The sequence below is a fragment of the Microbacterium sp. SGAir0570 genome (assembly GCF_005491085.2).
Lineage (GTDB): Bacteria > Actinomycetota > Actinomycetes > Actinomycetales > Microbacteriaceae > Microbacterium > Microbacterium arborescens.
In genome coordinates this window covers 2828474-2843598 of sequence record NZ_CP027929.1, presented here as the reverse complement: position 1 = coordinate 2843598, position 15125 = coordinate 2828474, and the positions used below count along the sequence as shown (strand labels likewise).

13 protein-coding genes are annotated in these 15125 nt (G+C 70.7%); 6 read left to right on the top strand and 7 right to left on the bottom strand.

Annotated elements, in window-relative coordinates; all coding sequences use genetic code 11:
* Positions 1 to 27: 27 nt before the first annotated feature.
* The 6 genes from C1N74_RS13435 to C1N74_RS13410 all read right to left on the bottom strand — a co-directional run bounded on the left by C1N74_RS13435 (position 28) and on the right by C1N74_RS13410 (position 7302).
* Positions 28 to 1041 carry a LacI family DNA-binding transcriptional regulator gene (locus tag C1N74_RS13435; protein WP_023954298.1) on the bottom strand — a complete coding sequence of 338 codons (1014 nt, stop codon included), beginning with the start codon at positions 1039 to 1041 and terminating at the stop codon, positions 28 to 30.
* On the bottom strand, positions 1034 to 2602 hold the full coding sequence (locus C1N74_RS13430; RefSeq protein WP_064955429.1) for a sugar ABC transporter ATP-binding protein: 1569 nt from the start codon (positions 2600 to 2602) through the stop codon (positions 1034 to 1036). Before C1N74_RS13430 ends, C1N74_RS13435 begins: the two co-directional genes overlap by 8 nt.
* A 46-nt stretch (positions 2603 to 2648) precedes the next feature.
* Entirely contained in the window at positions 2649 to 3671 is a 1023-nt protein-coding gene (locus C1N74_RS13425; RefSeq protein WP_071919118.1) for a sugar ABC transporter permease YjfF, read from the bottom strand.
* A complete protein-coding gene (locus C1N74_RS13420) occupies positions 3668 to 4711 on the bottom strand; it encodes an ABC transporter permease (protein ID WP_064955389.1) in 1044 nt (347 codons plus the stop codon). Before C1N74_RS13420 ends, C1N74_RS13425 begins: the two co-directional genes overlap by 4 nt.
* Positions 4708 to 6255 (bottom strand): sugar ABC transporter ATP-binding protein, encoded by a 1548-nt coding sequence (locus C1N74_RS13415; RefSeq protein ID WP_258317928.1) that lies wholly within the window; start codon positions 6253 to 6255, stop codon positions 4708 to 4710. Before C1N74_RS13415 ends, C1N74_RS13420 begins: the two co-directional genes overlap by 4 nt.
* 66 nt (positions 6256 to 6321) lie before the next feature.
* Positions 6322 to 7302, bottom strand: coding sequence for an ABC transporter substrate-binding protein (locus C1N74_RS13410; RefSeq protein ID WP_023954308.1), 981 nt, complete (start codon positions 7300 to 7302; stop codon positions 6322 to 6324).
* Positions 7303 to 7624: 322 nt separating this feature from the next.
* On the opposite strand from C1N74_RS13410, the gene bsh reads away from it, so the two are divergent.
* The 6 genes from bsh (at position 7625) to C1N74_RS13380 (ending at position 14041) form a co-directional block, all read left to right on the top strand.
* The gene (bsh, locus tag C1N74_RS13405) at positions 7625 to 8602 is read left to right on the top strand and encodes a choloylglycine hydrolase (RefSeq protein ID WP_071919120.1); all 978 of its coding nucleotides are present in this window, start codon (positions 7625 to 7627) and stop codon (positions 8600 to 8602) included.
* 139 nt (positions 8603 to 8741) lie between these two features.
* Positions 8742 to 8912 carry a CsbD family protein gene (locus tag C1N74_RS13400; RefSeq protein WP_023954312.1) on the top strand — a complete coding sequence of 57 codons (171 nt, stop codon included), beginning with the start codon at positions 8742 to 8744 and terminating at the stop codon, positions 8910 to 8912.
* A gap of 169 nt (positions 8913 to 9081) precedes the next feature.
* Positions 9082 to 9453 carry a sigma factor gene (locus C1N74_RS13395; protein ID WP_023954314.1) on the top strand — a complete coding sequence of 124 codons (372 nt, stop codon included), beginning with the start codon at positions 9082 to 9084 and terminating at the stop codon, positions 9451 to 9453.
* Positions 9454 to 9527: 74 nt separating this feature from the next.
* Positions 9528 to 10538 carry an LLM class flavin-dependent oxidoreductase gene (locus tag C1N74_RS13390; protein ID WP_137750709.1) on the top strand — a complete coding sequence of 337 codons (1011 nt, stop codon included), beginning with the start codon at positions 9528 to 9530 and terminating at the stop codon, positions 10536 to 10538.
* The gene (locus C1N74_RS13385; RefSeq protein ID WP_064955383.1) at positions 10535 to 12187 is read left to right on the top strand and encodes an alpha-amylase family protein; all 1653 of its coding nucleotides are present in this window, start codon (positions 10535 to 10537) and stop codon (positions 12185 to 12187) included. The genes C1N74_RS13390 and C1N74_RS13385 overlap by 4 nt, the downstream gene beginning before the upstream one ends.
* 222 nt (positions 12188 to 12409) lie before the next feature.
* Positions 12410 to 14041, top strand: a complete 1632-nt coding sequence (locus tag C1N74_RS13380) for a hypothetical protein (RefSeq protein ID WP_137750708.1) — start codon at positions 12410 to 12412, stop codon at positions 14039 to 14041.
* Here C1N74_RS13380 and C1N74_RS13375 read toward each other — a convergent pair.
* Positions 14033 to 15094: a HAMP domain-containing sensor histidine kinase gene (locus C1N74_RS13375; RefSeq protein WP_137750707.1), complete on the bottom strand. Its 1062-nt coding sequence runs from the start codon at positions 15092 to 15094 to the stop codon at positions 14033 to 14035. The genes C1N74_RS13380 and C1N74_RS13375 overlap by 9 nt on opposite strands.
* Positions 15095 to 15125 lie beyond the last annotated feature (31 nt).

Here is a 15125-nt window from a genome sequence, read left to right as displayed (position 1 = left end):
GTCACGAGAACGCTGGGAGCGCGGAGCTCAGCCGTCCGAGACCGACGACTGCCGGACGATGAGGCGGGTCGGCAGCGGAGTGGCCTCGGTCACGACGTCGGGCTGCTCCACCACGAGCAGCACCTTCTGCATGATCAGGGCGCCGAGCGCCGGGAAGTCCTGTTCCACGGTGGTGAGGGCGGGGTAGAGGAAGGCGGCCTCGGGGACGTTGTCGAAGCCGACGATGCCGACGTCCTCGGGGACCCGCAGGCCGCGCTCACGCAGAGCAGAGAGCACGCCGATCGCCATGTGGTCGTTGCCCACGAAGATGCCGTCGCCCGGGGCGATGTCGCTCTCGATGGCGATGCCGAAACCGCTCGCCGCCGACCAGTCGCCGTACGTGAGCGGCGGGATGTCCAGCCGCCTCGCGACGAGCTCGTCGCGCCAGCCGCGCACGCGCTCGGCGGCATCGGGGTTGCGGGCGGGGCCCGCGATGTGATGGATGCGCCGGTGCCCGCTCTCGGCGAGATGGCGCACGGCACTGCGCGCGCCGCGGTACTGGTCGATCGCCACGAGCTGCGGGTGCGGGCGGCTGGTGGCGGCGACGGCGACGAGCGGGATGTCGAGTTCGAGCCCCTGCACGGCGGCCAGCACGTCGAGATCGACGACGATGAGGACGATGGCGTCGACGCGCTGCCGCAGCAGCCCGTCGATCGCCGCGCGCACGGCGACGACATCGCTCTCGGGCGAGCTGATCGCGTCGACGTTGTAGCGCTCCGACCGCGCGGCGAAGTTGAAGTGGGTCGCGACCGACGTCGGCCCGAACTGGACCGTGCCGGGGGTGATGAGGCCGATCGTTCGGGTGCGGCGGGTCACGAGCGCCCGAGCCGCGGGGGAGGGGCTGTAGCGCAGCTGCGCGATCGCCTTCTCCACGCGTTCGCGCGTCGCGGGCCGCACGTTCGGCATGTCGTTGAGCACCCGTGAGACCGTCTGGTGCGAGACACCGGCCAGTCTCGCGACGTCGAAGATGTTCGCCGCCCGGGGCGTGCGCGCGTCAGTCATCGGCCTCTTCGGTCTTGTCGGCGGCGGATTCGGCGGCGGTCTCGTCGGCGCGCGCCACGAGCGCGATCAGCAGGTCGGAGTTCAGATCGGCGGCCGGAAGGACGTGGGCGATACGGCCGTCCCGGATGACCGCGATGGTGTGCGAGACGCGCAGCACCTCGTCGAGCTCGGCTGAGATGTAGACGACGGAGACACCGTTGTCGGCGAGTTCGCCGACCAGCCGCTGCACCTCGGCCTTCGCGCCCACGTCGATGCCGCGCGTCGGCTCGTCGAGCACGACGACGCGCGGCGACAGCGCGAGCAACCGGGCGAGCAGCACCTTCTGCTGGTTGCCGCCGGAGAGCTCCCGGACCGGGCGGTCGATGTCGGCGGGCCGGATGTTGAGAGCCTCGATCCAGCTCCGGGCGAGCTCGCGAGCGCGGGCGGCGCCCACGGGACGCAGGATGCCGCGCTGCGCCTGCAGGGCGAGCGTGATGTTCTCGAGCACGCTGAGATCGCCCAGCACGCCCTCGGTGCGACGGTTCTCCGACGAGTACACGACGCCCCGCCCGATCGCCGACCGCGGCCCGCGCCCGCCGAGCGGGGCGCCGTCCAGAAGCACCGAGCCCTCGTCGAGCCCGTCGACCCCCGTGAGCGCACGGGCGAGCTCGGTGCGCCCGGAGCCGAGCAGGCCCGCGAAACCGATCACCTCGCCCTCGACCAGCTCCAGGTCGAACGGATGCCGTGTCCGGCCCGAGCGCGCACCGCGGGCCGACAGCACGAGGGGGCCTTCGCTCGGAGGCGGGGTGTCCTCGTCGATCGCGGCGAGCCGGGCGGCGGAGTCGCCGAGCATCTTCTCGACGAGCTCGACGCGCAGCAGCTCGGTGGTGGAGTACTCGCCGACGAACCGGCCTCCGCGCAGCACCGTGACGCGGTCGCACAGCTCGTAGACCTGGTCGAGGAAGTGCGACACGAACAGCACGGCGACGCCCCGGGCCGTCAGTTCGCGGACGACGCGGAACAGCTCGGCGACCTCATCGGCGTCGAGGCTCGAGGTCGGCTCGTCGAGGATGAGCACACGGAGGTTCGCGCCCGACACCGCCCGCGCGATGGCCACGAGCTGCTGCACCGCGAGCGAGTGCGACGACAACAGCGAACCCGGGTCGATCGAGACCCCGAGGGACTCGAGCGCGGTCGCCGCGCGTCGCCGCATCTCGCCGTGATCGATCATCCCGAACCGACGCGGCTCACGTCCGAGCGAGAGGTTCTCGGCGACCGTGAGGTTCGGCAGCAGGTCGATCTCCTGGTAGACGGTGGAGATACCCGCCGCCAGCGCGTCGGCGGGGCGCGCGAGGTGCACCGGCGTCCCGTCGAGCAGGATGTCGCCGGCGTCCAGGCGGAGCGCCCCGGTGATCGCCTTGATGAGCGTCGACTTTCCCGCGCCGTTCTCGCCCATCAGCGAGTGCACCTCGCCCGCGAACAGCCGCAGCTCGACGTTCGCGAGCGCCTGCTCGGGGCCGAAGCGCACGTCGGCGCCGCGCACCTCGAGCGTCGGCGCCGCCTCGGGATCCATGCGCACCATCATGCCGCGCCGACGGCCCGCCGCGCTGCCGCGGCGCGGCGGGCCGTCACCGCCGCGTCGCTGATCGGCTGACGATCACCCGCTGGACCACGACAAACACGAGCAGCAGCGCACCCACGGTGATGCGCGTCCACGACTGCTCGGCGCCCAGGAACGAGATGATCGTGCGGATGAGGCCGTAGACGAACACACCGATGAGCGACCCGACGACGAAGCCGCTGCCTCCTGTGAGGAGGGTGCCGCCGATGACGACCGCGGCGATCGTGTCGAGCTCGGTTCCGACGCCGTTGAGGGGGTAGCCCGCTCCCGAGTAAGCCGTGAGCACGATGCCGGCGATTCCGGCGCATACACCGCTGATGACGTACACCAGCAGGCGGGTGCGGACGACCGGCAGGCCCATGAGGCGCGCCGACTGCTCGCTGCCGCCGATGGCGTAGACGGTGCGACCGAAGCGCGTGTAACGCAGCACCAGGGCCGCGAGCACGACGGTGAGCAGGGCCAGGATGCCGGTGGGCGTGATGTACCAGCCGCCGCCGACCGACAGCCGGGTCGACTGCAGCCACAGCAGCCCCTCGTCGGCGACCTTGATCGACTCGAGGCTCACGACGAAGGCGAGGCCGCGCGCGAGGAACATCCCGATGAGCGAGGCGATGAAGGGCTGCACGTCGAAGAACTGGACGAGCACGCCGATGAGCAGGCCGATCGCACCGCCGATCGCGATCATCGCCGGGACCGCGACCGCGACAGGCACTCCTTCCGACAAGAGCCGTGCGCACAGGATGCCGGTGAACGCCATCACGGCGCCGACCGAGAGGTCGATGCCGCCGGTGAGGATCACGAACGTCATCCCCACCGCGAGCACCAAGAGGTAGGCGTTGTCGAGCAGGATCGACGACAGGATGCGGGGCAGCTGGAAGTTCGGGAAGTTGATCATCGCGCCCACGATCATCATGACGAGGATCGCGGCGGCGGCGAACACCGGCACGAGGGCGATGTGGCGGCTGAGGAAGCGGCGCCACGGGGCCAGGGCGCGTTCGTGCGCGCGGGGAGCAGCGGTGAGCGATGTCATGACAGCACCTTCGCGTCGGAGCGGGTGGAGACGGGGCGAGCCGCGGGGCGGGCGCCGGAGGTGAACCAGCCGCGCACGCGGCGCGACTGGAGCAGGACGACTACCAGTACCGCTCCGGCCATGAAAACGGGGCTCACGGCGGGCGGCACCCCGAGGAAGGTGATCGTGGTCTTGAGGGTCTGGATCGTGAATACGCCGATGACGGTGCCGGCGATGCTGAACTTACCGCCGGCGAGGGAGGTGCCGCCGAGCACGACGGCGAGGATGGCGTCGAGCTCGATGTACATGCCGGCTGCGTTCGCGTCGGCGGCCATGATGTTCGAGCTGTAGAGGATGCCGGCGATGCCGGCGAGGGTGCCGCTGGCGATGTAGGTGCCCCAGATGATCCCGCGGGAACGGACGCCCGCCAGCCGGCTGGCCTCGGGATTGATGCCGACCGCCTCGGTCAGCATCCCCAGGGCGGTGCGCCGCTGGACGACGGCGACGACGACGATCGCGGCGACCGAGACGCACAGGGCGAAGGGGAGACCGAAGACGTAGCCCTGCGCCATGAACTGGTAGGGCTCGCTGTTGATCGTCGTGATGAACCCGCGGGTGATGAGCAGGGCGACGCCCCGCCCGGCGAGCATGAGGACGAGGGTGGCGATGATCGGCTGGATGCCGAGCACGGCGACGAGGAAGCCGTTCCAGGCGCCGAGGACGAGCGAGGTGCCCACGCCCGCCGCGATGGCGATCGCGACGATGCCGAGGTTCCCCGGCTCGGGCGAGGCCTCGATGATCGTCAGGGCGACGGCGCCCGATACCGCCATGATCGCGCCGACCGAGAGGTCGATCCCTCGCGTGGCGATCACGAGCGTCATCCCGAGGGCGACGAGCATGAGCGGGGCGCTGTTGCGGAGGATGTCGATGAGCGAGCCGTACAGCTGCCCGTTCTGCACCGTCACGCTCAGGAACGAGGGCCGCGACACGGTGTTGACCGCGATCAGGGCCACGAGGGCGAGCACCGGCCAGACGAGCCGGTGCGTGAACAGCTTCTTCACGTGATCTTCTCCTTACCCGAGGGGTCCTCGGCGTCGCCCTCGGCGATGAAGGCGACCAGTGTGTCGACGTCCACATCCTGCGTCATCAGCTCGCCGATCTTGCGGCGATCGCGCAGGACCGCGACGCGTTGCGCGATGCGCAGCACCTCCTCGAGCTCCGAGGAGATGAACACGACGGCCAGTCCCCGAGCCGCGAGCTCGGCGACCTTGCGCTGGATGTCGGCCTTCGCGCCGACGTCGATGCCGCGGGTGGGCTCGTCGAGGATGAGCAGTTCGGGGGCGGTGGCGAGCCAGCGTGCCAGCAGCACCTTCTGCTGGTTGCCGCCCGAGAGGTTGCGGACGAGGGCGTTGGGGTCGGCGGGGCGGACGCCGAGCGCTTCGAGGTACTCCGCGACGAGCGCGTCGCGCTCGCTCTGGGGAACCCGGCGCAGCGCGCCGCGCCGCGCCTGCACGCCGAGCACGATGTTCTCGGCGACCGTCAGATCGGCGACGATGCCCTCGGAGCGGCGGTCCTCGGACGAGAACGCGATGCCGCGGTCGAGCGCGTGCCGCGGGCTGGTCAGGCGCGCGGCGGCACCGTCGACCTCGACGGTGCCGCCGTCCGAGCGGTCGGCGCCGGCGAGCAGACGCGCGAGCTCCGTGCGGCCCGAGCCCAGCAGCCCGGCGAGCCCGACGACCTCACCGCGGTGCACGTCGAGGTCGGCGGCTTCGATGACGCCGCGCCGGCCGACGCCCCGGGCGCGCAGGACCGGGACGGCGTCGCGGTCGATCTCGCGCTCCGCCGTCGACGACAGGGCGTCGAGGGCGCTCAGCTCGCGTCCGATCATGCGCGCCACGAGGGCCTCGCGTCCGAGCTCGGCGATGGGGTACTCCCCGACGAGCCCGCCGTTTCGCAGCACCGTGAGACGGTCGGAGATCTCGTAGATCTGGTCGAGGAAGTGCGAGACGAACAGGATGGCGACGCCGCGGTCGCGGAGGCGCCGCATGACGGCGAACAGCTGCTCGACCTCGCCGCGGTCGAGGCTCGACGTCGGCTCGTCCAGGATCAGGACGCGCGTGTCGATGACCATCGAGCGGCTGATCGCGACCAGCTGCTGCACCGCGATCGAGTGGCTGGCCAGCACCGAACGCGTGTCGATGTCGAGACCGAGCTCCGCGAGATGGCCGGCGGCCGCCTCGTGGGTCGCTCGCCAGTCGATGCGTCCGCCGCGGCGCACCTCGTTGCCGAGCATCACGTTCTCGGCGACCGACAGGTTCGCGCACAGGTTCACCTCCTGGTAGACCGTCGATACGCCCGCGGCCTGGGCGTCGGCCGTGCTGCGGAACGAGCGTTCGCGTCCGTCGACGACGATGCTGCCGCTGTCGATCGCGTAGACGCCGGTGAGCGCCTTGATGAGCGTGGACTTGCCGGCGCCGTTCTCTCCCATGAGGGAGTGGATCTCGCCGCCGTAGAGCGTGAGATCGACGGCGTCGAGCGCCTTCACGCCGGGGAACTGGATGGTGATCCCGCGCATCGCGACTGCGACCGGGCGTTCCGTTGTCATCATCGACCCGCTTTCTGGAGGGGGAGAGTGGCGGCCGGCGCACCGGCCGCCACTCGTGGTGTCGGATCAGTAGGGGCGGCTGTCCAGGACTTCCTTCGCCTGCTCCTGCGTGAAGCTCTGGTCTTCGACGATGTAGGTCTTGTCGACCGACTCGCCCGCGACGACGGACTTCACGACCTCGGCGGTCTTCTCGCCGAGCAGCGGGTTGCACTCGACGATGAAGTTGAACTCGCCGTTCGCCAGGGCGGTCATGCCGTCCTTGACCGCGTCGATCGTGACGATCTGGATGTCGGTGCCCGGCTTCATGCCGGCCGCCTTGATCGCGTCGAGGGCACCGAGGCCCATGTCGTCGTTGTGCGCGAAGAGGACGTTGATCTCGGAGCCGAACTTCTGCAGGAAGCCCTCCATGACCGTCTTGCCCTCGGCGCGGGTGAAGTTGCCGGTCTGCGAGTCGAGGACCGTGATGTCGGTGCCGGCGACGGCGGCGTCGAAGCCGGTCTGCCGATCGGTGGCGGCGGAGGAGCCGGTCGTTCCCTCGAGGATCACCATGTTGGTCGGCTTCGAGCCGAAGTTCTCGGCGACCCACTCGCCGGCGGTCTTGCCCTCCTGCTCGAAGTCGAGCCCGATCCAGCTGGCGTAGAGGTCCTCGGATGCCGAGACGGTGCGGTCTTCGAGGATGACGGGGATGCCGGCATCCTTCGCCTCCTTGAGGACGTCGTCCCAGCCGTCGCTGACGATGGGGGCGAGGACGATCGCGTCGACGCCCTGGTTGATGAAGCTGCGCACCGCGGCGATCTGGGCCTCGGGCTTGTTGTCGGCGGCGTTGAAGATCAGGTCGAAGCCGTTCTCGGCCGAGAACGCCTCCTTGATCGACTCGGTGTTGGCGCTGCGCCATCCGCTCTCGGAACCGGTCTGGGCGAACCCGACCGTGATGACGTCGTCGCCGCCGGAGCCGCCCGGCGAGCTGGAGCTCGCGCACGCGGTGGCGCTGAGTGCGACGACGCCCAGCATGGCGATCGCGGTGACGACGGACTTCACCTGGGACATCGGAAACCTCCTCGTTTCGTCCGGCGGCGTCGCCGGATCTCTGATGCATGTCACCCCGGGGGGACGCTCGAATGTTAGCGCTCACAACGCGGGCCGTGTCAAGAGCTGCGCGGGTAACGAATCCGCAACTGCGGGGCAGTCAGCGGCGGGCGTGCGAGATCCTGTCACGGAGAGGTGAGCGCTCACACCGGGGACGCGACTCGGGGAGTGTCGGGTCGTAAGCCGGGCGTGGGCGTGTCAAGTGCCCTGTCGAGCGGTGTCGGCCGTCGGGTAGGGGTGGGGCGAGGGCCGACGGGCGGCCCATCGTGACAGGAGGTGCACCGTGTGCACAGGTGTCAGCTACACCACTCAGAACCACTATTTCGGCCGCAATCTCGACCTCGAGTTCTCGTATCACGAGGAGGTGGTCGTGACCCCGCGCAACTTCCCCTTCCGGTTGCGGGCGACCGACGCGCTCGAGAGCCACCACGCGATCATCGGCATCGCGACGATCGCCGACGGCTATCCGCTGTACTACGACGCGGTCAACGAGCGCGGGCTCGGCATGGCGGGGCTGAACTTCCCCGACAACGCCGACTACAAGCCCGAGAAAGCGGGCACGACCAACATCGCGTCCTTCGAGCTCATCCCCTGGGTTCTCGGTCGTTTCGAGACCGTCGACGAGGTCGAGGCGGCGCTTGCCGACGTCACCATCACCGACGTCTCCTTCAGCGACGCCTTCCCGGCGTCGCCGCTGCACTGGATCATCGCGGATCGATCACGGTCGATCACGGTCGAGAGCGTTCGCGAAGGGCTGCGGGTGTACGACAATCCCGTGGGCGTGCTGACGAACAACCCGACCTTCGACGTCCAGCTGTTCGGCCTCAACGACTACATGCACCTGTCGACCTATCCGCCCGAGAACACCTTCGCTCCCGAGCTCGGGCTGGACCAGTACAGCCGCGGCATGGGCGCGATCGGGCTCCCCGGAGATCTCTCGTCGTCGTCGCGCTTCGTCAAAGCCGCGTTCACGAGGATGAACTCCGTCGCGGGCGAGTCCGAGTCGGAGTCGATCAGTCAGTTCTTCCAGATCCTGGGATCGGTGGCTCAGCAGCGCGGCTGCGTGCACGTGGGCGAGGAGGGCAAGTACGAGATCACGATCTACTCGTCGTGCTGCAACACCGACACCGGCGTCTACTACTACACGACGTACGAGAACAGCCAGATCTCCGGCGTCGACATGCATCGCGAGGACCTCGACGCAGACTCGCTCGTGCACTATCCGCTCGTGAAGGGGCAGCAGATCAACATGCAGAACTGACGGCGGGCCATACCGCATTCCCGGCCGTAACGCGAGCAGGTGCGCGTGCGGATCGGGTCGACCTACCGTGTGGGAACCGGGATGAAGCGTCCCGGCATCCGGGGTCAGACCCGGACGCAGATCGACGGAAGGGGCCGATATGGGACTCGACGACAAGATCAAGAACGCAGCTCAGGACCTCGCGGGCAAGGCCAAGGAGGCCACCGGCAAGGCCACCGACAACGAGCGTCTCGAAGCCGAAGGCCACAAGGACCAGACCGCCGCCAACGTCAAGAAGGCCGGCGAGAACGTCAAGGACGCCTTCAAGTAAGACGCTTCCTCACGCGAGCGCCCCGGGGTCTTCGGCCCCGGGGCGCTTCGCTGTCCGCCTGCCCGGCACACCCGCGACGGATGTATTCACCTGACTGCATCGACCTACCACGGGAGGTGCCGAGACTCAAGCGCTTCCCGGCGGCCCGTTCGCGCAGCACGATTCCCTCATGACCGATCTGCTCGCGCCGGACACGACCGCGGACGAGCCCTCACGTCCCGGCTCCGAGGCCCAGCTCCACGCCCTCCTCACCGCTGTCGCCGCGGGAGACCGGAGTGCGTTCGCCGAGCTGTACGACGCCACCGCCGGCGCCGCCTTCGGGCTCGCGCTGCGGCTGACTGCGAGCCGGGAGGCCGCCGAGGAAGCCGTGCGCCAGGCTTTCCTCGACGTCTGGCGCGAGGCGCGCTGGTTCGACGCGGGCGCGGGCACCGTGCGGGCGTGGATCCTCGCCCGCCTCCGGCGTCGCGCCGTCGGGCGCGGCCGGCTCGCCGAGATGCGCGACGCGCTGACACGCCTTCACGACGCCACCGGCCGAGCCTGACACGGCCCCGTACCGCAACAGGCCCGATCGGGCAACCGGAGGTCATCGGCTCCACGCGGCCGAAAGACTGGGGCATGGCCTTCATCGGATATCACGCTTCGCACGAACAGCTCGCGCCCAGCGCGCTCCTGGAAGCCGTCATCGCGGCTGAACGCGTCGGCTTCGACGGGGCGTTCAGCGCCGACCACCTTGCGCCCTGGACCCCGCGCCAGGGCCACTCGGGCAACACGATCGCCTGGCTCGGGGCCGCACTGGCCTCGACGCGATTCCCCATCGGGTCGGTCTCGACCCCCGGTCAGCTTTACCACCCTGTCGTCAGCGCGCAAGCGATCGCCACCCTCGCCGAGATGTTCCCGGGCCGCTATTTCGCCGCCCTCGGCAGCGGCGAGCTGCTCAACGAGCACGTCACCGGCGCCGCGTGGCCCGCGAAGGACGAACGAACGGCGCGCCTGGGGGAGTGCGTCGAGGTCATGCGCGCACTGCTGGCCGGCGAGCGGGTCGATCACGACGGCCGCATCCGCGTCCACGAAGCACGCCTGTGGAGCCTGCCCACCGGGCCGGTGACCCTCATGGCCACCGCCGCCTCACCCGAGACCGCACGCTGGGCCGCCGGTTGGGCGGACGGGCTCGTCACCGTCGGCACCAGCCGCGACCAGGTCGCCGAGATCGTCGACGCGTACCTGGATGCCGGAGGCCTCGGGCCCACCTGCCTTCAGGTGCACATCGCGCTCGCCGGCTCGAGGGAGGAAGCCGCCGCGCTCGTACGCGACCAGTGGCTGCACGGGGTCGTGACGCCGCCGGAGGCCTGGGACATCGCGCAGCCCGAGGACTTCGCGGCCCGGGCCGGCGACCCCAGCGACGCCGAGCTCGCCGAGCACGTGCTCATCGCGGACGATTCCCCGAGCGGCGTCGCCGACCTGGCCGATCGTCTCGCCGAGCTCGTCGAGGCCGGCTTCGACCGGCTCTACATCCACGAGATCTCGCAGGACCAGCGGGCCTTCCTCGGCGAGCGGGCCAGTGCTCTCCTCGGAGCCCTGCGCGAACGACTGGGCGCCGAGACCCAGCTCGCGGGAGGTGCCGGATGAGGATCTCCGACACGAGCGACCTGTGGTGGAAGAACGCCGTGCTCTACTGCGTGGACGTCGAGAAGTACCTCGACGACGACGGCGACGGTGACGGCGACCTGCAGGGCCTCGCCCGGCGACTGCCGTACCTCGCAGATCTCGGCGTGACGTGTCTGTGGCTCATGCCCTTCTACCCGACGCCCGGGCGCGACAACGGCTACGACGTGTCGGACTACTACGGGGTCGATCCGCGGGTGGGATCCCACGGCGACTTCGTCGAGCTCATCCGTACCGCCGAGGACCGCGGCATCCGGGTCATCGTCGATCTCGTCATGAACCACACCTCCGATCAGCATCCGTGGTTCCTCTCGTCGCGCGAGAGCCGGCAGTCGCCCTACCGCGACTTCTACGTCTGGCGGGACGAGATCCCCGACGACCCTCGCGAGACGCAGTTCCCGGGCGAGGAGGACGGCGTCTGGGAATGGGACGACAGGACCGAGCAGTACTACCTCCACAGCTTCTACGCCCACCAGCCCGACCTCAACGCCGAGAACCCGGCCGTGCAGCGCGAGCTGGCCAAGATCATGGGGTTCTGGCTGCAGCTGGGGGTGTCGGGCTTCCGAGTGGATGCGGTTCCGTCGTTCGTGTCCTCGCCCGAGCGCCGCGAGCCGCAGCGCGATCACGATGTCCTGCGCGCGCTGCGCCGCTTCGCCCAGCGCCGGTCGAGCGATGCGATGCTCGTGGGCGAGGTCAACGTCCCCCATGACGAACAGGCCGCGTACTTCGGCGCCGACGGCGACGGCGAGCTGCACATGCAGTTCGACTTCGCGAGCAACCAAGCGCTGTACCTCGCCCTCGCGCGGGAGGACCCGGAGCCGCTGCGCGCCTCGCTCGCGGGCCGGCCGGACATCTCGACGATCTCGCAGTGGGCCAACTTCGTCCGCAACCACGACGAGCTCACCCTCGATCAGCTGTCGGATGCCGAGCGCGAAGAGGTCTTCGCGGCATTCGCGCCCGAGGAGTCGATGCAGGTCTTCGGCCGCGGAATCCGGCGCCGGCTTCCACCGATGCTCGGCGGCGACCCGCGTCGTATCCGCCTCGTCTACAGCCTCCTGTTCTCGCTGCCGGGAACGCCTGTGCTGCTCTACGGCGAAGAGATCGGCATGGGCGAGAACCTCGAGATCGAGGAGCGCGACGCGGTGCGGGTGCCGATGCAGTGGCGTCCCGACGGCGGTTTCTCGACGGCGCCCGTGGGCGCCCATCCGCTGCCCGCGCCGGACGGGCCCTACGCGCCCCAGCACGTGAACGTCGAGACGCAGCTGCTGGCTCCGGACTCGCTGTTCACGTTCGTGAAGGGACTCGCGCAGACCTATCGGCAGTCTCCCGAGATCGGCTGGGGCGACCTCGAACTGCTGCCCGTCACCGCTGCATCCGTGCTCGCCCACGGCGCCCGCACGAGCGGGAGCCGCTTCGTGGCCGTGCACAACTTCGCCGGCGAACCCGTCTCGTTCGACGTCGATCTCGGCGATGAACCGTCCGGGACCGAGCTCGTCTGTCTGGCGTCCGGCGAGAGCTGGCTGCTCGACGGTGCCATCGTCTCGATGGACCTCGACGGCTACGGGGCGCGCCGTCTCCGCGTCACCCGCCCCGGGGACGGACGCCTTCGCTGACGGGTGAACCGGCGGGTGAATTCCGCGCCCAGGACCGCTCCGCGGCGACGCTCACGATCAGGATGGAGACGGGGACGGCGAGGGCGTGGGGCGGACGGCTGGGGGGACCGTCCGCCCCTGCGTCGCATTGCCACCTGGCGATCGTCACGGCGGGGGCGAACTCGGCCGGGCCCGGCTGCGGCATCAGCCGGCCCGCCGGTAACGTGAGCGCGTGGAGCCCGCATGACGACCTGGTGGAGCGCAGTCTCGGGCGGCGGCTTCTACACGCGCTGGAGCGCCGCCGTGTCGCTGCTGGTGGCGGGGATCTTCTCGGTGCCCTCCGTCGGTGGCGTCGGCATCGAGGCCTATCTGCGCGGAGCGGCGGTGGCCGCCCTCGGGTGGGCGGTCCTGGCGGCGCTGCTCGTGCCGGTCGCCGTCGCGGAACGCCGTATGTCGTCGCGCGCCGGCCGCGGCGCGCTGGTGCTCGGCGCCCTGCTTGTGGTGGCGACGATGCGATCCTTCGTCAACGACGCGATCAGCTCGGCGCTGTTCGGCATCGTCCCGAGCGGACCGATGCCGTCGCGCATCGCGACCAACCTCGTGACCGCCGTCGCGCTGCTGTCGATCGTCGCGGTCATCACCTCGCGGCACGCCGCCTCGCGTGCCGCCGCCGACCGGCTGCGCGCCGCCCTCGCGCGGGTCGCGAGCGCGGAGGCGCGGCGGCAGCGCATCGCGGCGGAGGCGAGGGAGGCGCTCGTGAGCGGCATCGCGATGCTCCGCCGCTCGCGTGAGCGGATGCTCGACGGTCCCGTCGACTTCGAGGCCGTCCGCGCGTTCTCCGAAGACGTCCGCGGACTGAGCCACCGCGTCGACCGGTTGCTGCGCTCGTACGACGACGACGGACCGCTCGAGCCGCCCCTGCCGGACGACGCGGACGCGCCGCTGTCGATGCGGCTGGTCGCCCCGCCCTGGCTCAGTGTCGCCCTGCTCTACGCGCTGGCCTGTTTCCCCTACGCCGTCGCGGCCGGCGGAGCGGGGGTGGGGCTCGCCGGTCTCGTCGGCGGCATCCTCGTCGACCTCGTCGCCGGCGTCGCCGTGCGTCGCTGGGCCCGTCCCCCGCGTCCCGCCGCGTTCGTGGCCGTCTGGACCGCCGCCGGGGCCGGGATGAGCGTCGTCACCTACCTCTTCCTGCCGCGCATCGGGGTGCTCGGGCTCGTGCCGGTGCTCGCGGTCCCCGTCGTCGCGGTGCTGGTCGGTCTCTGCCGCGACGCCCTTTCGCGGGCCGGAGCCGACGAGCGTCGTGCTGCGGGCGGACTCGCGGAGGTGGCCCGTGAGGCGGCCGAGGTCGACGAGAGCGCACCGGTCCGCCGGGGTGTCGACGTGCTGCACGGCCGCGCACAGGGTGCGTGCGTCGTCTTCGCGGCCCGCGTCGACGAGCGCGCCCCGACGCCCGACGAGGTCGCGGACTTCCGGAGCCGCACGGAGGCTGCGTTCCGCGCGATCCTCCACGCCGGATCCGACGAGAGGATGCCGCCGGGCGAATCGCTCGACCGCCTGATCGAGGCGTGGGCGCCGGCCGTCGCGGTCACGCAGCGGATCGACGACGCCGTCCGGATGCGGCTGCGCGACCCCGAGACCGCCGAGCGCGTCGTCTCGGTCGTCACCGAAGCGCTCGTCAACGCCGTCAAGCACTCCGGCGCGCGGCGCGCTCAGGTGGTCGCGCGTGTCACCGGCTCGGGATCGCTGCTGCTGCGGGTCGCCTCGCCGGGCCGCCTCGCCCCTCGTCCCGGACGTGGCCTCGGGACCATCGGGCGGCGCGTCTTCCAGGACGGCGGCGACGTCGTCCTCGAGACGGTCCTCCCGGCGTCACGGTGAGGGCGCCAGGCGCAGGGTGACCGTCGTCCCGACCCCCGGGGTGCTCTCGATGGACGCCTCGCCGCCGAGTCGTCGTGCGATGTCGCGTACGCTCGCGAGTCCGACGCCGGTGCCGCCGTCGCCGGGGTCGGAGAGCCGTCCCCGGCGGTACGGCTCGAAGATCGTCGCGAGGTCGGCCGGATCGATGCCGCGCCCGCTGTCGGCGACCGCCACGACCGCGGCATCCGGCTCCTCCGACACCGAGATCACGATCGCGTCCTCGCTGTACTTCGCTGCGTTGTCGATGATGTTCGCGAGCGCGCGGCGCAGCAGGGCGCGATCGGTCGACACGCAGGCGTGCCCGGCGCCGCGCACATCCACCCGTTCGTTGACGTCTCCCGGGAGCACGAGCTCGGCCGCCTCGCGGGCGAGTGCCAGCAGCTCGGTCTCCTCGCTCTCGTCGCCGTGACCGCCGCGTACGTGCGCGGAGAGCTCGCCCACCATCGCGATGATGTGGTCGGTGACGTGTGAGACGTGCTGCAGCAGGCCCGCCTGAGCTTCGGGGATCTCGTCCTCGAGCAGATCGACATACCCGCGCAGGGCCGTGATCGGCGAGAGGAGGTCGTGGGCGAACGCGCGGAGGAAGCCGTCCTTCTCGTCATCGATGCGCTTGGCCTCGCTCAGGTCGCGCACGATCTTGACGAACCCCCCGGGTGCGCCATCCTCGTCGCGGACGGCCGTGATGAGCACATGCGCCCAGAAGAGCGAGCCGTCGCCGCGGACCCGCCAGCCGGTGTCCTCGACCGATCCGTCGGCGCGTGCGGTGGCGAGCAGCCGCTCCGGACGGCCGCGTTCGCGGTCCTCGGCCCGGTAGAACCGGGTGAAGGACGTGCCGATGACGTCCGCCGCGGCGTACCGCTTCAGTCGCTCCGCCCCGGGGTTCCACGACCGCACCACGCCCGCGTCGTCGAGCTCGACGATCCCGACCGACGTCACCTGCGCCGCCCAGTCGGTCGCGACGCCGGCGAAGGCGGCCTCGGCCGCAGGGGCGTGGTCATAGGGGGAAGGGCTCATCGTCGTCGTCACCTCGAACGGGCCGAGTTGT